The 20052-nt window shown below is 66.4% G+C and carries 17 protein-coding genes; 8 read left to right on the top strand and 9 right to left on the bottom strand.

Annotated features, from left to right (window positions below; all coding sequences use genetic code 11):
• Positions 1-13 precede the first annotated feature (13 nt).
• The 3 genes from AC5RWA_RS12185 to AC5RWA_RS12175 all read right to left on the bottom strand — a co-directional run bounded on the left by AC5RWA_RS12185 (position 14) and on the right by AC5RWA_RS12175 (position 2720).
• Positions 14-688: a haloacid dehalogenase type II gene (locus AC5RWA_RS12185; protein WP_494057822.1), complete on the bottom strand. Its 675-nt coding sequence runs from the start codon at positions 686-688 to the stop codon at positions 14-16.
• A 98-nt stretch (positions 689-786) separates the two neighbouring features.
• A complete protein-coding gene (locus AC5RWA_RS12180; RefSeq protein WP_494057821.1) occupies positions 787-1932 on the bottom strand; it encodes an MFS transporter in 1146 nt (381 codons plus the stop codon).
• A 155-nt stretch (positions 1933-2087) separates the two neighbouring features.
• Positions 2088-2720 (bottom strand): dihydrofolate reductase family protein, encoded by a 633-nt coding sequence (locus tag AC5RWA_RS12175; protein ID WP_494057820.1) that lies wholly within the window; start codon positions 2718-2720, stop codon positions 2088-2090.
• A 217-nt stretch (positions 2721-2937) separates the two neighbouring features.
• On the opposite strand from AC5RWA_RS12175, the gene AC5RWA_RS12170 reads away from it, so the two are divergent.
• On the top strand, positions 2938-5121 hold the full coding sequence (locus tag AC5RWA_RS12170; protein ID WP_494057819.1) for an amylo-alpha-1,6-glucosidase: 2184 nt from the start codon (positions 2938-2940) through the stop codon (positions 5119-5121).
• A gap of 33 nt (positions 5122-5154) precedes the next feature.
• On the opposite strand, the gene AC5RWA_RS12165 is transcribed toward AC5RWA_RS12170, so the two are convergent.
• Both AC5RWA_RS12165 and AC5RWA_RS12160 read right to left on the bottom strand, forming a co-directional pair.
• Complete coding sequence (locus tag AC5RWA_RS12165; protein WP_494057818.1) at positions 5155-7155, bottom strand: vWA domain-containing protein; 2001 nt, start codon at positions 7153-7155, stop codon at positions 5155-5157.
• Between the two features lie 14 nt (positions 7156-7169).
• The gene (locus tag AC5RWA_RS12160) at positions 7170-8558 is read right to left on the bottom strand and encodes a sigma 54-interacting transcriptional regulator (RefSeq protein ID WP_494057817.1); all 1389 of its coding nucleotides are present in this window, start codon (positions 8556-8558) and stop codon (positions 7170-7172) included.
• Positions 8559-8604: 46 nt separating this feature from the next.
• Between AC5RWA_RS12160 and AC5RWA_RS12155 the strand changes: the two genes are divergently transcribed.
• The 6 genes from AC5RWA_RS12155 to AC5RWA_RS12130 all read left to right on the top strand — a co-directional run bounded on the left by AC5RWA_RS12155 (position 8605) and on the right by AC5RWA_RS12130 (position 14255).
• Positions 8605-9237, top strand: coding sequence for an MSMEG_4193 family putative phosphomutase (locus AC5RWA_RS12155; RefSeq protein WP_275725006.1), 633 nt, complete (start codon positions 8605-8607; stop codon positions 9235-9237).
• Positions 9238-9283: 46 nt separating this feature from the next.
• Positions 9284-10045, top strand: a complete 762-nt coding sequence (locus tag AC5RWA_RS12150) for an MBL fold metallo-hydrolase (RefSeq protein ID WP_494057816.1) — start codon at positions 9284-9286, stop codon at positions 10043-10045.
• 79 nt (positions 10046-10124) lie between these two features.
• The gene (locus AC5RWA_RS12145; RefSeq protein WP_494057815.1) at positions 10125-10952 is read left to right on the top strand and encodes a DNA/RNA non-specific endonuclease; all 828 of its coding nucleotides are present in this window, start codon (positions 10125-10127) and stop codon (positions 10950-10952) included.
• 25 nt (positions 10953-10977) lie between these two features.
• The gene (locus AC5RWA_RS12140; RefSeq protein WP_494057814.1) at positions 10978-12705 is read left to right on the top strand and encodes a M20/M25/M40 family metallo-hydrolase; all 1728 of its coding nucleotides are present in this window, start codon (positions 10978-10980) and stop codon (positions 12703-12705) included.
• A 32-nt stretch (positions 12706-12737) separates the two neighbouring features.
• Positions 12738-13895, top strand: a complete 1158-nt coding sequence (locus tag AC5RWA_RS12135) for a zinc metalloprotease (protein ID WP_494057813.1) — start codon at positions 12738-12740, stop codon at positions 13893-13895.
• Positions 13896-13931: 36 nt separating this feature from the next.
• Complete coding sequence (locus tag AC5RWA_RS12130) at positions 13932-14255, top strand: hypothetical protein (RefSeq protein ID WP_494057812.1); 324 nt, start codon at positions 13932-13934, stop codon at positions 14253-14255.
• Between the two features lie 12 nt (positions 14256-14267).
• On the opposite strand, the gene AC5RWA_RS12125 is transcribed toward AC5RWA_RS12130, so the two are convergent.
• Positions 14268-16007, bottom strand: coding sequence for a M4 family metallopeptidase (locus AC5RWA_RS12125; RefSeq protein ID WP_494057811.1), 1740 nt, complete (start codon positions 16005-16007; stop codon positions 14268-14270).
• A 104-nt stretch (positions 16008-16111) separates the two neighbouring features.
• Positions 16112-17695, bottom strand: a complete 1584-nt coding sequence (locus AC5RWA_RS12120) for an esterase/lipase family protein (RefSeq protein ID WP_115523366.1) — start codon at positions 17693-17695, stop codon at positions 16112-16114.
• Between the two features lie 208 nt (positions 17696-17903).
• Between AC5RWA_RS12120 and AC5RWA_RS12115 the strand changes: the two genes are divergently transcribed.
• Positions 17904-18152: a hypothetical protein gene (locus tag AC5RWA_RS12115; RefSeq protein ID WP_494057810.1), complete on the top strand. Its 249-nt coding sequence runs from the start codon at positions 17904-17906 to the stop codon at positions 18150-18152.
• On the opposite strand, the gene AC5RWA_RS12110 is transcribed toward AC5RWA_RS12115, so the two are convergent.
• Positions 18096-18884: an AfsR/SARP family transcriptional regulator gene (locus AC5RWA_RS12110; protein WP_494057809.1), complete on the bottom strand. Its 789-nt coding sequence runs from the start codon at positions 18882-18884 to the stop codon at positions 18096-18098. The genes AC5RWA_RS12115 and AC5RWA_RS12110 overlap by 57 nt on opposite strands.
• 196 nt (positions 18885-19080) lie before the next feature.
• Positions 19081-19923 carry a CAP domain-containing protein gene (locus tag AC5RWA_RS12105; protein WP_494057808.1) on the bottom strand — a complete coding sequence of 281 codons (843 nt, stop codon included), beginning with the start codon at positions 19921-19923 and terminating at the stop codon, positions 19081-19083.
• Positions 19924-20052: the final 129 nt, after the last annotated feature.

Below are 20052 nucleotides of genomic sequence, written 5' to 3'. Positions count from 1 at the left end.
CTCGACCTGCTGGTCAGAGACCCAGGTGCCTGTTGATCTCGTCCAGGGAGTTGGCAGTGCTGAGGCCGTAGCCCGGGCCAATGGGGTCATAGCCACGGTCCAGCAGCCAGAGGTTCCGGAAGCCCATGTCGTGCATCGGGTGCATGTCGTAGCGTGTGTGCGAGGAGATGTGAAGGAAGTCCTCCGGCTTGGCGTTCAGGGTATCGAGCATGTACTCGAAGGCCTGGTAACGCGGCTTGTAGGCCTGGGCCTGCTCAGCGCTCAACACGGCGTGGAAGTTTGCCCCGAGCTTGGGGATGCTGATGTCCAGGAAGCTGTCGTCGGCGTTGGACAAAGCCACCAGTTTATAGTTGTCGCCCATGGTCTTCAGCGGAGCCGGCACGTCCCCGTGTGCAACCCAGCCGCGTACAGCGTCGGCGAACGCCGCGCCGGCACCTTCAGTGGGCCCAATGCCCCAGCGCCTGCACACCCGGTCAAAGGAATCCTGGAGGACCTGTGCGTAGGGCTTGTAGCCGCCAAGGACCTCGTCGAACCGGTACCCGCGGAACTGCCTCTTGAAGGCAGGCCACTGCTCTTCCGGGATGCGGCCATCCAGCAGGCGACGCGTTGTGGGGTCGAGTTCGAAATTGATGAGCGTGCCGTAGACATCAAAAGAGATGTACTTCGGCCGGATGTTCGTGTCTGCCATGATTCGTCCGTTCCCTGGAGTCCTGTACGTGAAGCCCGCTGTGGTCGACTCTAGGCCGAAGAAGCGCCTTAACGGGTAGTTGCTGCTTCAAGTAGGTTCTAGTCATCGCCCTTTGGATAGGCGCCCATCAGCGCTGCCGAGGCAATCCAGACGATGCCGACCGCAGCGACCGTCACGGCGCCACCCCATCCGGTTGCCGACCCGGCCAGCGCCGCACCGGCAGCCGAGGCGCTGGCGCGGAAGCCTGCGCTCACGGTGAAGATCTGGGATTTGAGGTGGGACGGGCTGTGCAGGTTGCGGAGGAACAGCATGGCGGCCGAGGTGGACGCCGTAAAAAGGCCCGAGAGGCCGATGGCCACCACGGTCCAAGCCGTCCCGATGTCGAAAGCGGCTGCCACTGTCAGCAGTCCCGTCGCCAGGAAGCCGGTCATCATGACCATGTTGGGGCGGCCTCGCGCAGGCCGGGCTGTCTCCAGGAGGGCACCGAGCAGGCTGCCGACGGCGAACGCGGTCACCACCATGGCGCCCTCGCTGGGCGAACCGACCCTTTCGATCGAGAGCGCGACCGCTGCGATGGCCAGGCCGCCCTGGCCGAGCTGGGTGAAGGTGGAGGAGGCAGTAACAACTGCCAGCGGCCGGTGGCTGACAATCCTGTGCAGGCCGGCTTTGACCGCCTGCCACAGCGAACCGCGGGCGCGGGCATGGGGATGCAGGCGGAGTCCCCGCAGGGCCAGAGGGCCGAACGCTGCAGCGGCGGCCAGGACCGCCAGCGCCGACTGGGCCGGCAGGAACACCGCGATCAGCGCCACGATGGCAGGTCCAGCCACCGCCGCCACATTGTAGGAAAGGGCGTCATAGGCAAACGCCCGCCGAACGTCCGGAATGGCACCGGCAACAAAGCTCGAGAGCCCGCCCATGTAGAAGGGGGAGGCCGTGCCGGCAAGGACAAGCACCGCGAAGATGGCGGGCAGCGGAATACTGCCGATGAACGCCGTCATAGCGAAGGCAGCAGCCGTAACCATCCCCGAGGCGGCAACCCACCTTCCCGGGCGGGAGGAACTGTCCAGGACGGCACCCACCAGCGGAGCCGCAAGAACGCTGGGACCCAGCGAGGCGGCCACGAGGAGGCCCCCGACGGCGACGTCACCCAGCCGCTCCACGGCGAGGATGGGGAGCGCCACCACCGAACCCGCGCTGGCCAGCCGCAGGGGGACGGAAGCAGCAAGGTATCCGATCGCGCCCATTGTGGAAAACTACCCTTTCGCCGATGACATACTTCCTGCAGTCTGCCAAATTTCTGCGAAGCACAAAGCAGGGGTCAGCCAACCGGACGGGACATCCTGGTGCCGATCGGAGTTCCAGGAGGCCGCGATGATGAAGAAACGCTGACGGATACGGCTCAGGAGGCAGTGCCCGGCGGGCCGGTGAGCACGGTGGGCGCGTATTCGAGCAGCTGGAGCCGGCCGTCGAAGGTCCTGCTGTCCACCATCTCGAGCCCGACGTCGGGATACCCGTCGTAGATCCGTTCCCGCCCCGTCTTCCCGGTGATTACCGGGAAGACAACCAGCCGGAAACGATCCACGAGGCCCGCGGCCAGCAACGAGCGGCAGAGGCTGAGGCTGCCCAGGGTGCTCAGCGGGCGGTCGCCGCTCCGTTTCATCTCCGACACGGCCTCCACGGCGTCACCCCTGACCAGCTTCGAGTTGGGCCAGTCCAGGGGTTCCTGCAGGGTGGAGGAGAAAATGACTTTGGGCACGGCAGCAAGTCCGGTCAGGCTGGCCCCCTCATTGTCCGGGAATCCCGAGCCGTCCGCGGAGGCGGCCGCCGACATGCCGGACATGAGCCGGTAGGTGTTCGCCCCCATCAGGACGGTGTAGTTCTTTTCGGCCTCCTCGTCGAGCCAGGCCAGGTACTCTGGCCCCTCCAGCCCCCACCAGCCCGGCCAGCCCTCGGCGGAGGCGTATCCGTCCAGGGAGATGATCAGGTCAACCATCAGGCTTCCGCCGGACCCCGCTGCTGCCGGCTCATCCATGGCCGCCCCCGCTCTGATCGACGTCGGTGTGCGGGCAATGCTATTCCCGCATCGCTCCTGCGATCAAGGGCGCCGGTGCCGGGCGGCAGGACCGGCGGGAGACACACCTTTTATCACGGCGGCGTTAGGCGTAGCGTCGATTCCGCGGGCGGCGCCACGGGTCGTTCGAGCCGGATTGCCGGGAGCCGTCTCCGCCCTGACCCTTGAAGGAGCGGACGTGGCCGGATGGAACGCTGACACAGCTGCCGGACCTGTGGGAGCCGGAACCAACACCCTCGTGGAAGGCTCGTCCTTCTGCATTTCGCTGGCCAATGGAGACATGCACCCGGAACATCCGCACGGGGTGTTCCACGAGGACACGCGCATTGTGTCCCGCTGGAACCTGGCGGTGAACGGCCAGCCCCTGGAACCGCTGACGGCGGAAACAAAGGAACCGTACCGCGCCTTGTTCATCGGCCGCGTTCCCCGCTCCGACGGGTATGCGGACAGCCCGCTGATCGTGGAGCGCCTGCGCGAAGTGGCCGCCGGGCTCTTCGAGGAGATCACCATCCGGAACTACTCGTCCGAGCCGGCCGAATGCAGTGTTTCCGTCAGCGTTGAAGCGGATTTCGCGGATCTGTTCGAAGTTAAGGAGGCGCGGGTCCAGCGGCACTGGGAGGAATCCCGGCGCTCCGACGGCGAGTCGCTCACCATCGAGGCCGTCTGGCACGACGTCCTGAAGCGGGTGGTCATCAAAGGCAGCGGCGCCGTGGCCACTCCGGACGCACTCACCTATCAGACGCTTGTCCCGCCGCGCGGGCAATGGAACACCCGGCTGAGCGCAACGCCTGCCGCTGCCGGCACCGGGGCTCCTTCCGCGCCGCCCGTCCATCAGGCTGGACTCCAGGAATCTCCGAGCGACCGCCGGCGGCGGGAGTGGGTGGCGAAGATCCCCAGGCTGCACATGGGCAACCGTTCCATTGAACGGACCCTGCGGCGCAGCTATGACGACCTGGGTGCGCTGCGGATCGAGGATCCCGCCCATCCGGAGCGGATCGTGGTGGCAGCGGGTGCGCCGTGGTTCATGACGCTCTTCGGGCGGGACTCCCTGTGGGCGTCGGAAATGGCCCTCCCCGTGGACCCCTCGCTGGCCCTGGGTACGCTGCAGACGTTGGCTGACCGCCAGGGCAAGGTGGTGGATCCGATGAGCGAGGAGGAACCCGGGAAGATCCTGCACGAGGTCCGGCTAGGTGTTTCCAGCGGGCTGGCGCTGGGCGGCAAGTCCGTCTACTACGGCAGCGTCGACGCCACGCCCCAGTTCGTTATGACGCTGGGGTCGGTCAGCCGCTGGGGGTTCGCCAAGGACATCATTGCTGCCCTGATTCCCCATGCGGACAGGGCGCTGGACTGGGTCCGGGACTATGGTGACAAGGACGGTGACGGCTTTGTGGAGTACTCCCGGCTCAACGATCAGGGCCTCCTGAACCAGGGCTGGAAAGACTCCTGGGACGGCATCAATTTCGCCGACGGAACGCTGGCCGAGCCGCCGATTGCGCTGTGCGAGGTGCAGGCTTTGGTGTACAGCGCGTTGCTGTCCCGTGCATGGATGGCGTACGACGGCGGGGACGCACCCATGGCCGCGCGGCTCACCGACGAGGCGGCCCGGCTGAAGAAGAGATTCAACGAAAAGTTCTGGCTGCCCGAGCGGGGCTGGTTCGCCGTCGCCCTGGACGGCAGGAAGAGGCCAGTGGACGCGTGCGCGTCGAATATGGGGCAATGCCTGTGGCACGGCATCGTGGACGACGACAAAGTCCCGCTGGTGGCCGAACGGCTGATGTCGCCCGAGATGTTCAGCGGCTGGGGTGTGCGCACCCTTGCCACCGATATGGGCGCCTACAACCCCGCCAGCTACCACAACGGTTCGGTGTGGCCCCATGACAACGCCATCATCGCAGCGGGCCTGATGCGCTACGGCTACGTGGAGGAGGCACAGCGAATCGCTACGGCGCTGCTGGAAGCGGCCGATTACTCCAATGGCCGGCTTCCTGAACTCTTTTGCGGTTTCAGCCGGGAACAGGTGGCCGAACCGGTGCCGTATCCCACCGCCTGTTCGCCGCAGGCGTGGGCGGCCACCACCCCGATCATGCTGATTACCAGCCTGATGCGGTACGACGCCCACGTGTCACGGGGCGGCTTCTGGATGGACCCGGCTCTGCCCGAGTCGTTCGGGGACCTGCATATCAGCAACGCGCCCATGGCCGGCGGCCGCATGACCATCAACATCAGCGGCTCGGAACCCTCAGTGGAAGGGCTGCCGGAGGGCATCCGTTTCCATCGTGAACACCGGCCGTGGCTGACCGAACTCGTGGCGCAGGCGGGACTGGACACTCCGCAGCGGGACGGTGCTGTCTCCAGCGACTGAACATTACGGTCACTCCAGTGCCGCCGGCGTCTGTCACATCCAGTCGTCAGTGTCGTAGGGGCGGCGGAAGTGTGCGCGGAGGTACTCCCCCACCACCGCAGCGCCGAGGTCCCCCACCTCAGGCGCCGACACCCTGCCGTCGATGCGGCGTGCCAGGCGCTGCACGAACCGCTCAAGGCTTGGGTCCGAACCCAGGCGGAAGAACGTGGCCTGCGTGCCGGCACGCGCAAGGCGGTCAAGTTCGGCAACCGTGACGCGGATGGTCTCCGGATCCGGTGGCCAGCAGAACCATGACTCACCGTCAGCCAGCAGATGCGCGGTGGGTTCGCCGTCGGTCACTACCAGGAGGACGGGCTGCATGGACGGATGCCGGCGGAAGAACCGGCCGGCCAGCAGCAGGCCGTGATGCAGGTTGGTGCCCTGCTCCCGCAGGGCGGGCAGTGCCGTGAGTTCGCCGATGTCCATTGACTGCGCATAGCGGCCGAACGTGACAAGCTGCAGCCGGTCGCCACGGAACCGGGTCGAGACCAGGTGGTGCAACGCGAGCGCGGTGCGTTTCATTGGTACCCAGCGGCCCTCAGCCGCCATCGAGAAGGAGACGTCGACCAAAAGGACGACGGCGGCCTGGGTTCGCGCCTCCGTTTCCGTCACCTCGATGTCGCCCACCCCAAGGCGGAAGCCGCGGCCGGGATCACCGCCGTCTGCCACGGTGCGGCGGATGGCGTTGGTCATGGTCCGTGTGACGTCCCACGGCTCGGCGTCCCCGAACTCCCATTGGCGGCTGGAGCCGGTCTGTTCGCCGGCGGCGCCCGCCGTCCGGGTTTCCCGCCGCCCCTGCCGGCCGGAGAGCTGCCTGGCCGTGTCCCGCAAAAGTGACTTCCCGAGCCGCCGCATGGCCTGCGGGGACAGCCGCAGGTCACCGTCGGCGCCGCGCCGCAGGTAGCCCCCGTCCTGCATGGCCCGCTCGATCCCGGCAAGGGTGCGGGCGCTGACGGCGGCGTCCTGCCCCAGCTGGCGGGCGAGGGCATCGAGGTCAAGATCGTCCAGGCGTGACCCGTTGTAGGACTGGGACAGCTGTTCGCCCAGCTCGTCCAGCTCGGCGATGTCCTGCAGCACACCGGTACCGTCACCCAGCCCGAGCCCCTCCTGGCCCTCGAAGCGTTCCGAGCCGGTCCAGTCCTCCCCGGGCCGCAGGGACCGCAGGCTTGAGTCAAGCTGATCGAGCTGGGCCATGAGTTCGGGCGAGCCGAAGGCCTGGGCGGAGAGCCGCATGAGCTCCTCCCGCTGCTCCGCGGACATGGACTGCAGGAGTCGCTGAGCCGCCGCGGCGCGTTTGGCGAGCGCGTCGATCAGCTCTTCGACGGACCGCGGATTCTCCGGAAAGTATTCTCCGTGCCTGGCCATGAAGTCCCGGAAGTCGGCGTCGGTGTCTTCGCCGCGCCGGTGTTTGTCCAGCAGCTCGTTGAGGTCCCGCAGCATCTCCGCCACGGCGGCCCGGTCCTCCTCGGTGGCGTTCTCGAGTGCCTGCTTCATGCCGGCGAAGCGCTGGTCCAGGACCTCCCGGCCCAGCAGGTCCTTGATCTTCGCGTACGCTTCCCGTGCGGCGCTCGACTGCCAGTCGTAGGAGGCGAGTTCGTTGACCGCCGCCGCGGTGGAGGCGGGAAGGTTCTGCAGCTGCATCTCCCGGAACGCACGGTCGGCGTTGTCCATCATGGCGTCGCGGGCAAGCTGCTTGCGTTCCTCCAGCACAGCCGTCTCCAGCAGTTTCTGAACCTCATCGAGGGTGCCGTCCAGCCGGTGCCGTCCCAGCAGTTCACTGCGGCGCTCCCGGACGCGCCGGGCGAGGTCGTCCAGCCCTTCCCGGTTCCGGCCGCCCCGCCGCAGGAACTCCTGCAGGGCGTGCCGGGGCGAGTATCCCGCCATGACATCCTCGGCGACGGCGTCCAGCGCCTCCGCAAGGTCCACCGGCGGGGCGAGGGGATCCGGCCCTCCGGCGTACCGGCCGTACCTGGCGGACCGGTTGTAAGCCGCCATGCTGTCTCCTGTACCTAGCCGTAGACCGTCGCCTCGTCGTCGGACTCCTTGGAGATCCGCCGGGCAAGGTAGAGGCCTTCCAACGCAAGTTCGACGGCGGCGGCACGCTGCCCGTCGTGTTCCGCACCCAGGCGTGCACTGATTTCGTCATAGAGGCCTGAACCGTTCAGGGACGGGAGGTTCTGCAGGAACTCCCGGGCGGTGACGTGCTCACCGGTGGTCACGGTCGTGTGGCCATCCAGCGCGGCCACGAGGGGTCCCAGGTCGATGCCCTGGAAATGCGCACGCGCGGCTTCGGCAGTGGCCGTTCGCAGGAGGTGGTCAAGGACACCCTGCTCACGCCCTTCCTCACCCGATTCAAACTCGATCTTCCCCGTGAGGACCTCGGCCGCGGGCGCGAGGTCGATGATCCGGGCAACAGCCTGGTCCTCGCCGCGCACGCTTGCCCGCCGCAGGGCCGCCGCGGCAACGGTCTCGGCGCCGGCGATGGCGAACCGTGCGGACACTCCGGAGGTCTGGTTGATGGCCGGGGACTGCCGCAGCGCTCGCGTGTAGCGGGCCAGGATCTCAAGGATCACGGGCGGGACGTCGGCCAGGAGCCGGCCCTCCTGCCGGATCACGGCTACCTCGTCATCGAGCTCGATGGGGTAATGGGTGCGGATTTCGGCGCCGAAGCGGTCCTTCAGGGGTGTGATGATCCGGCCGCGGTTGGTGTAGTCCTCAGGGTTGGCGGACGCCACCACCAGCACGTCCAGCGGCAGCCGGAGGACATAGCCGCGGATCTGGATATCCCGCTCCTCCATCACGTTGAGCATCGCCACCTGGATCCGCTCGGCAAGGTCGGGCAGCTCATTGATGGCGATGATTCCGCGGTTGGAGCGCGGAATCAGGCCATAATGGATGGTCTCCGGGTCGCCGAGGCGGCGGCCCTCGGCCACGCGCATCGGGTCGACGTCGCCGATGAGGTCGGCCACCGAGGTGTCCGGCGTCGCAAGCTTTTCGACGTAACGCTCCGAACGGTGGCGCCATGCCACCCGCAGCCGGTCCCCTTCGGTGAGGGCCCGGGCCCGGGACTGCTCGGTGATGGGCTGGTACGGGTGTTCGTTCAGCTCCGAGTCCTCGACTACCGGTGACCACTCGTCCAGCAGCCCGGCGAGGGTGCGGAGCAGGCGGGTCTTGCCCTGGCCGCGCTCACCGAGCAGGACAACGTCGTGGCCGGCGATCAGGGCCCGCTCCAGCTGGGGAAGGACGGTGCGGCCGAACCCGTACATCCCGGGCCACGGATCCCGGCCTGTGGCCAGCGCGGCGAGAAGGTTGTCCCGGATTTCGCGCCTTAGGTCTTTATGGACGTGGCCGGCGGCACGCAGTTCGCCAACGGTGAAGATATCTGGACGGTCAGTCACCCCACTACGGTAGCCCTCCGGCCACCGGGAATCTACGCTTGGGCTGATGACTGCTGAAGGCACTCTTCTCCTCCTGGTGCGCCACGGGGAGACGCCCACCACCGGCCGGGTGTTGCCGGGACGCACCCCTGGACTTTACCTGTCCGAGCGGGGCCGGGCGCAGGCGGAACGGGTGGCGGAGCGCCTCGCCGGGCTCCCGGTTGACGCCATCCACAGCTCGCCTTTGGAGCGCACCTGCCAGACCGCGGAGCCCTCTGCAGTCAGCGCCGGGCTCGCTGTGCACGAGGACGCAGGCCTCATCGAATGCGACTTTGGTGAGTGGACCGGGGCCGCGCTCGCCGACCTGACTGGTTTGCCGCAGTGGCAGGCCGTCCAGCACAGTCCCTCGACCTTCCGTTTCCCCGGCGGGGAGAGCTTCACGGAGATGCAGGCACGGATGGTCGCCGCACTCGAGGTGCTGCGCTCCGCACACCCCGGAGGCGTCGTCGTATGCTTCTCCCACGCCGACCCCATCAAGGCCGCGGTGGCCCATGCGATGGGGACGCACCTGGACCTCTTCCAGCGGATCGTCATCAGCCCCGGTTCGGTGTCGGCCATCTCCTATGTGGAGGGCCAGGCACCCGCCGTGCTGATGGTGAATTCAACGTCGGAGCCGCTGAGCGGGCTGCGGGTGCCGTGACCACTGGTGTGAGGGACCGGCTGGGGCGGCAGATAGTCTGGAAGCTGTGCAGCATTCACCCCGCTGGGAGCCGGCGGACCACGTTTCAGAGCAGGCACCCGGCGTGTATTTCGTCGAAGGCCCCGCTGCCAATTGGGTTGTGGTCCGTGACCCGGCCGGCTTTATCCTCATCGACAGCGGTTATCCCGCCGACCGGCCGCTGGTCCTTGAATCCATCCGTTATCTGGGTCTGGAGCCGGCCGACGCCAAGGCCATGCTGATCACCCACGGCCACGTGGACCATACCGGCTCCGCGGCGTTTTTCTCCACGTCGTTCGGGACACCCATCCTGTGCGCCCCCGAGGAGCTGCCCCACGTCCAGGGGAAGGAGAAGCACCAGGTCACGTTCGGCCAGGTACTGGTCCGGGCCTGGCGCCCGCGCGTCTTCCGCTGGTTGCTGCACGTCATTCAAGCTGGGGCCCTGAAAGCGAAGCCGGCAACGCAAGCACTCGCGTGGAACCCGGCGGGGCTGCGAAGCCTGCCAGGCTCCCCGGAAGCAATCCTGCTGCCGGGCCACACCCCCGGCAACGCCTCAGTCCTGTTACCCCGTGCAGGCGCGATCGCCGTCGGGGACTCATTCGTTGGCGGCCACCCACTCAGCCGGACCACCGGCCCCCAGATGCTCCACCCCATGTACCACGCGGACCCGGCAGCGGCCGTGGCTGCAACCCGCAGCCTGGCCGGCGTCAACGCTTCGGTCATCCTGCCCGGCCACGGTCCCGCACTGCGCATACCGCTGGCGGAAGCACTGGCACAGTTGCACCGGTAGGTTGGCCAAGCGGGCCCCGCCCGGTACACCGACGGGCGCCGTAACGCACGGATAACGCCGCCGGTACTAGGTTGCGGCCATGGTCCAGAATCAAAAACTTGGCACCAGCGGCTACTCGTCCGGGTTCCTCGGAAACGAGCTGGAACCGCCCGCTCTTGATGCCGCGTTGTCGGACGACGCCGTCCAGCTCGACGGCTCCGCCGCGATTCCCTACACGCACTTCTCCCTCGCCCTCAGCAAGTCGCGGGGGTTTGCGCGGTGGGTAGCGTGGAATATAGACGGCGGTAGCATCAGGAAGGTGAGCCGGAACGGCATCCCATTCGTCAAGGACTCCCGCATTCCGGCCCAGTTCCAGAACGGCGATGAACTGTACAGCGGCAACCGCCTGGACCGCGGGCACCTCGCCCGCCGTGCGGATCTTGTGTGGGGTTCAGAGACGGAGGCCAGGAGCGCAAACAAGGACTCGTTCTTTTTCACCAACATCGCGCCGCAGATGGACGACTTCAACCAGAGCAGCAAGGACGGGGTCTGGGGGCGGCTGGAGGACGCAGTCTTCGCCGATGTCGACGTCCAGGACTTGAAGGTGACCGCTTTTGGGGGACCCATCTTCCAGGACAATGACCGCGAGTACCGGGGCGTCAGGCTGCCGCGGGAATACTGGAAGATCCTCGCCTATGTGGCAAGCGGCGAGTTCAAGAGCAGGGCCTTCCTGCTGACCCAGAACCTGAACCCCTTCGAAGCCCTCGACCTGGACGAGTTCCGGGCCTTCCAGGTCAGCACGGAGGAACTCGAAGAACGTACCGGGCTGCGCTTCGCCGACGCGATGCAGGACGCGGACGCCCGTACGTCGCTGCGGGCCGCCGGCGAGCGGGAACCGCTGGGTGGCCTGGCGGACATCCAGTGGTGATGGGCCGGAGATGGAACGCCGCGCTGTGAAACTCGTCCTGTTCGATCTTGGGGACACGCTCGAAAGCGCGGGTGTCCTGCGGCCCGGGGCACTCGAGACGCTGGAGGCCATCGCTTCCCTGCGCAGGGACGGGCAAGCCGCGCCGCTCCTGGGCCTCGTGTCAGACTTCCACATGCCTCACCAGCCATCGGACGTCGGCACCATCCAGCAGCAGTACTACAGCCTGCTTGATGACCTCGGCATCCGGGCGTTCTTCGAGCCCGTCGCAGAGCGGGTCACGCTTTCCACGGAGGTGGGCGTATTTAAGCCGGACGAGGCGGTCTTCCGGACGGCAGCATCGAAGATCAGTCCGGCCCTTGAATTCAAGGACATATTCTTCGTTACCGAGAACAGCGACCACGTTCGCGCCGCCGGCCTGCTCGGACTGGTGGCAGTTCACGTGCGGGGTCCCGGGCAGCCGGACGGCTGGTTGGAAACGTTGGCTGAACTCGTTCCGCTGGTGCAGGTGTTCCTTGATGATGGGGAACCGGTGGAGACGACCGTGCTGCATGTTTCGCCGGCAACGCGGAGCGCGGTCATGGACCGCGTTGCAGCAACCGGGGGTACCTGGACGAGGCTCGGTGATGTGCTGGTGGTGCGGTCACCCGCCGCAGCAGGAGAGCGCAGCGGGCACGGCGATGTGGCCGGTGATGGCCGCCTGTTCGTTCCGGAGGAGCGGCTGCACGTCGTCACCCAGATCGGCCGCTCTTTCCAGGAGGACCACCCCGACGCCCGGATCATCGTGGACAAGGGACGCTACCTGGTGGTCCACGCCGATCCCGGTGCCCCGCCGGGAGGCCCGCACGCGTCCTGCTACTCGGTCCGGCCGCTTACGGCCGGCACAGTAGTGTTCGATGAACTGCCGGCCCGGCCCGGGGCCGTTCCCGCTGATGACACGGGCACGGCGGCCGCTGCGCTGTCGCGGGAATCGTTCACGGACGACGTCGACAGGCTGGCTTTCCTGCGGACCAGGCACTCCAGGAGCGCAGAGTTCCTCGGTGCACTTGAGTGGGCAAAGGACCGCCTGCAGGATCTGGGGTTTGCCACGTCTGTCCAGACCGTGCCGGTGCCCGGCGGGACAAGCCGCAACCTCATCGCGGACCGCACCGGCGACGGCGGGGACCGGAAGGCAGTGCTCGTCACCGCCCACCTGGATTCCGTGAACACCCAAGGCATGGCGGCAGCGGCACCCGGTGCGGACGACAATGCATCGGGCACAGCGGGCGTGCTCGCCATCGCGCGGGCCCTCGCCGGCCGTACAGGAACGCATGACCTCCGGCTCATCCTGTTCGGCGGCGAAGAGCAGGGACTGTTCGGAAGCCGCCATTACGTGGCCGGACTCGATGGGGCCGAGCGCACCCGCATCAGCGCCGTGCTCAACATGGACATGATTGCCTGCCTGAACTCCAGCCTTCCCGCCGTGCTGCTCGAAGGTGCACCGGTGTCGCAGCCGGTCATGGACGCGTTGGCCGGCATCGCCCGGGAACACACGTCCCTGGCCGTCCAGACCAGCCTTAACCCTTTCAACAGCGACCACGTGCCCTTCATCGATCTCGGGATCCCGGCCGTCCTGACCATCGAGGGCACCGACTCGGCCAATGACCGGGTCCACACCGAGCGGGACACGCTCGAGACACTCGACATCAGCCTCGCAATGGAGATTCTGCGGATGAACGCCACCTTCGTTACGCAGGCCCTCGACTTGGACATGTAGTGCCGGACCCATCACGTGAAGGAGAAGAAACGATGTTTGAGACAAACCAATTGAACGCTACGGAGCCGAGGAGCCGTGAACTGTGCGGCACCATGGAAGTACACCGGCGGCTGCTGAACCAGAGCGTCACTTACCAGGAACGCCGCGCCCTGATCGACAACCGGGCGCTGGCCTACGAGGAACAGACCCGCCGCGTTGGACGGCACGGCGTCCTCGTCATCCCGATCGTGGTCCATGTGGTGCACAATCCTGCTGACCCTGCCCAGAACATCAGCGAAGCCCAGATCCGGAGCCAGGTGGACGTCCTTAACGAGGACTTCCGTGCCGGGAACCCTGACGTCGCGGGCGTTCCGGCGGTGTGGGCGGACCGGGTGGCGGACTGCAACGTAGAGTTCCGGCTCGCTTCACAGGACCCGGACGGCAACCCGACCGACGGAATCACCCGGACGCCGACAACCATGCAGTTCTTCACCACCGAATTCGACGACGTGAAGTCCAGCAACACTGGCGGGGCCGACGGCTGGCCCAGCGATGAGTATCTCAACGTCTGGGTGTGCAACGATCTAAAGGACACCATAGGGCGGACAATCCTCGGTTATGCACAGTTCCCCGGCGGCCCGCCCACCACCGACGGCGTTGTCATCGCAAGCTTCTGCTTCGGCAAGGGCGGGACGGCGCAGGCCCCCTTCGACCTTGGCCGGACCGCAACGCACGAGATCGGGCACTGGCTGGATCTGCGGCACATCTGGGGCGATGACCGCGGGTCATGCAGTGGAACCGACTTCGTCGACGACACGCCAAACCAGGCGGACGCCACCTTCAACAGCCCGACGTTCCCGCAGATCAGCTGCAACAACGGACCGGACGGCAACATGTTCATGAACTACATGGACTACACCGACGACGCCGCCATGTTTATGTTCACGAAAGGCCAGTCGCGGCGCATGGACGCTTGCCTTGAAGGGGCCCGGGCTTCCTTCCTGGCCACTCCCGCTTTCGCCCTGCCTGGCGCGGCGGCAACGGCAGCCCCGGCGCAGTCCGGCCCGGAACAGAAGCAGGAGGACGGCGACGTGCTGCAGCTGCGGCAGGAAATCGAACGGCTCCGCAAGGACAACGAACGGATCCAGTCGATTCTGGATGGCATCCGCGGGGCGCTGAACAGTGCCGCTACGGCCTCAACTGGTGGATGATGGGACGATGACCACAGCGCCAGGACGGGCAGAGCCGTGAGTGGAATCCCGCCGGAAGTTACAGGAGTCTGGCTGCACTCGCACGAGGAGGATACGTCCTCCGCCATGGTGTTCCGTCCGCGCGATTACCCTTTGCGTCCCGCCCGTTGGCGGGACGCCATCGAGGTACGGGCGGACGGCTCCTGCATCTGGCACGGCAGCAGCCCGGATGACCGCGGCCAGGCCACGCCGGGTCGCTGGGAAGACCTCGGAAACGGGCAGGCCCAAATATCCGTCGCCGCTGATGCCGGCGGTCCGCTCCCCCGCCGGATCCAGTCGTGGGCCCCTGACAAACTCGTGATCGACAAGGGGCAACATTAGCGGCGCATTGCCTCAGGCGATTCCGACCAGCTGGTACGCCGTTCGGATGGAGTCCACCTTCTCCTGTTTCTGCGCGTCGCCGCCGAAGTAGGTCTGCCCGACGTCCACCAGCGCCTGAAGGGCTTCCGGGAACGTCGCGAGGGGTGTCAGCCGTGCCATTCCCAAGTGCGTCAGCACCGCGACATCCTCGACGGTGAACACCCGGGCTCCGTTGTTTTCCATCGTCAGCAGGTTGTGGACGGCCTTGTTGTGGATGTTGCTGTTGAAGTGGACCCACCCCTGGTCGTTGGCTCCGCTGGGCAGTTCACCGGGCCGCAGGTGCCGGAAGTTGTCCATGTGCTTGGGGTGGCCGGTGCGTGAGGGGTCGGCGAAGTTCCGCAGCGGCCGCCCGTCCGGCCGCAGTCCGGGGCCGATTTCCCAGTCCCACGTGGAAACGTCCGCCCGGTCCGGCGCTTCGTACCAGTTCTTGATGATGACACCGGCAATGTCAGCGAAGGATTCGTTCAGCGCACCCGACTGCGTCGCATAGACCAGGTTCGACGTAGTTTCGATGACGCCATGCGTGAGTTCATGGGCGATGACATCCAGGAAGCGCGAGAGGCTAACCAGGCGACCGTTCTTCTGGATCTGGCCGTACCACATCCGGTGTCTGAACCAGAAGGCGTTCAGGAGGGCGGGCGGAGCCTGCATGCTCGATGCCGTGACGTTGACCAGCGAGATGAGGTCCATCCCCTGGTCATCGATGCCGTTCCGTTGCAGCACCACGTTGTAGAAGTCCAACACGCGGGACGCGTTGGCGTGGGCCGAAACTGCCGCCCGGTTGGTCGTCCCGTAGTCGCTGCTGGCCGCCTCTACGGGAAAGTCGGGATCGCGCGGGTTGTTGTCGATGTCAGCGAACTTCAGGTCGTACGTGCGGACCATGCGGCGGGGGTCGTTGAGCCGGCATGTGGTTTCGTTCGGGGCAACCAGTTCACCGAAAAACGTCTGCTCCTCTTCGTCCTCGTCGATGCCCTTGCAGCGGGCGGGAACCGCCAGGGCAGTCGGGGCGGCGCTATAGCAGAACAGGATCTCGCCGTTGTGGGCGTCCACCAGGTAGTTGTAGCTGGGCGGAACCGGCCGCCGTCCCAGGCCGTGGCCCAGCAGTCCTTCATCGGGGGCAGTTCCAGGGTCACCTGCGCCAGGCGGCTCTGCGGGAAGCTCGGTGAAAAACCACGCGAGGTGCCACGACCCGTCGTCGTCCTTCTTGTAGAAGTTCAGCCGCGCGCCAACGCCGGCGTCGGCAGGAAGCTCCGCACCGGTGAAGACCGCCACCCGTTCGAGTGCCTCGGGCCGGCTCAGGGACTCGACAGGGCTGGCCTCCGGAGCTTCACCCAGTTGTCCGTTCACGCTCACCAGTTCCCGGGATGAGGTGAGCTCCACCAGCGCGCTTGCCCCGAAGATGGGGATGTCCCGGTAGGTCTGCGAAAAGCGCAAGGTCCGGGTCCCCAGCGCGGGCACTTCCCGCTCACTTTCCACCACCAGCCCGGGAACGCGCTCCGGGAGTTCCGGCTCCACCAGGGACCTCATGGCCGGACGTTCGTCCTGCTGGAGCAGTTGGTCGAGGTAATACCTGGCGGCGGCCTCGTTGCTGTTGAAGGAGAGGGCAGGCGCGTCCGGTGCCCCGGCGGGTGGTTGGCTCCTGAACGACTCGGCGGACCGCGCCTGCGCACCTTCCGCCCCGGCGTGGTAGTGAAACCCCTGCAACTGGGACATCATTGCCTTCTTCCGACTGGCTCAACCGGCGTAGTGGACTGGTAGGCAGCGAGTCTAGGCAGCCGCGCGTTACGTCACCGTTACGGCTACTCCGTGGCCCGCTGCTACACCGGCAGCACCCGCGGCGTCACGGTGATCTGCAAGCCGGCGTTGTCTCCGAGCAGGGGCTTCATCAGGTCCGGAACATCGATCCGGCCGCGCCACCTGTTGGCCGTTTTGTCCTGGTCCACCAGCCGGTCCTTGTCCTCCGGGTCCCAGTCCCGCAACGCTGTGGGGATGGTGCTGTTCCAGGCGGCCCAGCCCCTTGGCAGCGGTTGTCCGGGGGACGGCGGCTGGATGTCCACCACCAGCGTGTCCTGCCAGTCTTCCGTCTGTTCCATGTGGTCGTCGAAGAAGAAGCGGCCTTGCTTTTCGACCATGGACAACAGCCGCAGCCGCAGTGCGTGCCGGAGCCTGGGCACCGCCTTTCCGCCCACCAGGGGCCGGGGAGCGTGGGAGGAGAGGAACGTGGTGAGGAGGGGTTGCGGCGAATCGATGGGGTTACCTTCCTTCCAGCGCTCAATCTGGATGGGGCAAAAGTGGGCGGCAGTCTGTTCATGGACCAGGACGGGCAGCCCGCGGATGGCCAAGGCAACATCCAGCTGGAATTCCACCTCGTCCGGGGCGCTCCTTCCGACTGTGAAGCCCACAAGCTCAATCTGGACTTTCAGGTCCCCGAAGAGGAAGCGCTGAAGGTTCTGGTACCCCTCTTCGGAGTTGACGATCCCGTACCGGCCGCTGTGGGCCCGGTGGACAATGGCGAGCGGAGCGCCACGTACCGCGGCGTTGTCGATCTGGACCAATCCGTCACTGCGTGCACCCACAGCCTTGGAGGACAACCCCAGCGCGACGTCATAGTCTTCCGGATTCGAGCCCACGAGGCAGAAGAGCTCATCAACAGGGAAACTGCCCGCCGGAATTTCCGTTCCCTTGAAGCCGTCGCGCTTCAGGACAGGCCGCCGGGCTGCAGGAGTGAGGTAGTCATACATGCGGTCGGGGCCGAAGATGTCGGCACCGTGGATTCCTGTTGCGTCCCGGATGCGCTCCAGCAGGCCGAATCCGATGGCGAAGCTGATTCCGCCGTGCGGTGTGGCGTAGGTGAAGACCCTGGCCACGTACCTGGTTCCGGCGGCAGGATCGACGTTTCCGTCCGCGTCGGCTGAGTCTTCCGGGATCACGCGCTGCAGCAGGGAGCGGCAGATCAGCCCGCCCATCGAGTGCGCCACCAGGAAGACCTTCGGAGCCCCCGTCCTGTCAAGCACCAGCTTGATGAGCTTGAACAGGTCACGTGCGGCTGTTTCAAACGAAAAGCTGTCCGGTTCCTCCGCAAAGGTGTCGGCGGAGTTGTCGTAGAAGCGGTAGATCCAGATGGAAGCAGGATTGACCGTGCCGGTTGCCACGCCTTCCAGGAAAGCCCATTGGTCCCCATGCACCGGGACCTCGTACTTGTGGTCTGTGATGAGGCGCAGCATGGGCGATTCGAACTGGTGGAACTGCGCCCGGCCGCGGCTGTCCGAGCGGACATGGACCGATCCCTGGCTGAAGCCGTAGAACGGGTCATCCACCGCACTGTTGATGGCGCTGCCGTTTCCGGCGAAGCCGCGGACGTAGATGATGGGCAGCCTGCCGTCGTCTCCTTGATTGCCCATTGCGCGTGCCCCTCTTCCGGAAGCCTGTGTCCCTCCCCCGTGGGCATGTACCTTGTGGGGACAGCTGATCAGACGGGCCGTTACGACGGCGTTACCGTTCCCCGTGCGCGCCGTCCGGCAGCGCGCGGGATTGGTCATGCAGCAGTAACGGGTGGCGGGGTCTACTTGGATGACGCTGGTGTTGGCTGAAAGCGGGTAGACGATGCGGATGAACGACGCCGGGCCAACGCCTGGCAAGGGCCACAACGGGACGCCTGCGGTTCCCGACGCCAGCACGCTGGTGATCCGGGCATGGCATGAAGACGGCGCGCAGTCACCCGGATTCCGGGCCAGGATCACCTACGGCCCGGACCGCGGCCAGGAGTGCACCACGGTTTCCGCTGCCGACCGGGATAAAGTGCTACACGTTGTGCAGCAGTGGCTGCTGACCCAGTCCGATGTCCAGGGAAGGAACTAGCTGCGCGTCCGCATGGGTGGCTTGCGGCTTTGCTGTCTGGCCGATCAGCTGCCTCAAACCGTCCGAGGGTGGAACACCCATGTCACTGAGGAGTTGTTCCTGGTATTTGTCGTAGGCGAGCAGGGCAGAGGCCAGGTTCCCCTGTGCCAGTTCTGACGCAACAAGCACCCGGACAGCGCTCTCGTAGAGGGGTTCGATTTCCAGCGCAGCCAACGCCGCTTCCGCAGCGTCCCCGTGGTCCCCGCGGCCAGAGAACTCCCGTGCCGCCAGCGTAAACGCCCGGAGCTGGTCGTGCCGCAGCCGGCTCTGCTCGAAGATCACCCAGTCCTCGTACCAGCCGGGCAGGAATTCCGCGTCCCGCAGGTCCCGCAGCAGCGTCCACGTGCTGCCGCTACTTGAAAGGGCGGCTTCTTTCAGCAGGGCGCGAACCCTGTACAGGTCAACGGCAACCCGGCTGTCGAGGGTCAGCAGGGCCCCATCCTTGACCAGCAGGCCCGGCACCTGCCTCGTCATCAGATGTACCGCCACCCGGAGGCTTTCCAGTGCCTTGGCGTCCGGATACTCCGGCCACAGCATGCCGGCAAGGTAGTTCCGGAGACTGGGACCGCGGACTGCCAGTGCTGCTATAAGCCGCTGCTGCCGAACAGCAACATGGACAACTGCCCCGTCCCGGCGCAGCTGCCAGGACCGCATGAGGTCAAGTTCCAAAATTCCATAGTCATCATTGCCCATGGCGGCCTGATTTCAGCAGGGATTACTACATCAAATATGTAAGTCTGAGGATCCTCATGTTGCACTTGAAAGTCAACGAGCAAATCCCCCTTCTTCTTTAGGGAGAGGCGTCTATCAGACAGCCGCACGGCAAACTGCCTGGCAGCTGCGCGGGACAAGGAACGACGGCGGGTGGCCGCCGTCGTTCCTTGTTTAACTACGCGTAGGTGGCGAAGTTCTGCGTGGCCACCAGCTGCGCCCCGTACGGCGAACCGGCGGAGAGCCGGGCAGAGCCGAACCCGAAGTCGGTCAGGGCAGCGTTGAGCATATTGGCGTTGTGCCCGGGTGAGGCCTTCCAGGCAGCGAAGAGTGCATCGGCGTCGGCGTTCACGGCAATGTTTTCGGCAGTGCGGCTCCAGCCGGACGGGATCTGGGCGGCCGCGTCGGGGTTGTGCCGGAAGCCGGCGCTGCCCTGGGCGTTGATGTCATTCATCATGGTGTTCGACCAGTTTTGGGCAACCGCTTCGAGCCCGCTGTTGTAGCGCAACGGGGCAAGGCCGTTGGCCGCCCGGTAATCATTGATGAGCTGGAAGGACCGCTGGGCGACGGCGTTGGACGGCGTGCCGGCAGCGGACGGCGCCACCGGAGGAGCAGGTGCGGGAGCCGGTGCGGGCGCTGGGGCGGGAGCCGGTGCCGGTGCTGCGGCAACCGGAACCTCGGCAGGAGCCGGTGCCGGAGCTGCGGGGGCCGGAACTTCGGCAGGAGCCGGAGCGGGCGCTGCGGCAACCGGAGCCTCAGCAGGAGCTGCGGGAGCCTCAGCCGGCGGCGTCGCCGGCGCGGCAGCGGGGCTGGATGTGGCCGGAACCGGTGCGGGCGTCCGGGTTGCGGGGGCTGAGGCAGGCGCTGAAGGAGCCGGCGATTGGGCACCGGCGGTGATCCAGTTCCACCAGCCAAAGGGCCACGAAGCGGCGCCTGCAGGAGCGGAGCCGGCGGTCAGCAGGCCGCCGGCCAGGACGAGGGTGATCAGGAGGGCAGCGAGGTGTTTCTTGTCTTTTCGCATCCGAAGAACAGTACCCAGTGCCCGTTGCCCACCGCACATCGGGTTACGCCCCTCCGCACGGCACGGATTCGTTTCCTGTCCGGGAGTCTCTTGACAGGCACCGATCACAGGACTCTCATTCGAGGACCT

The sequence above is a fragment of the Arthrobacter sp. 210 2 genome (assembly GCF_059093025.1).
This window is presented reverse-complemented; position numbering and strand designations above follow the sequence as displayed.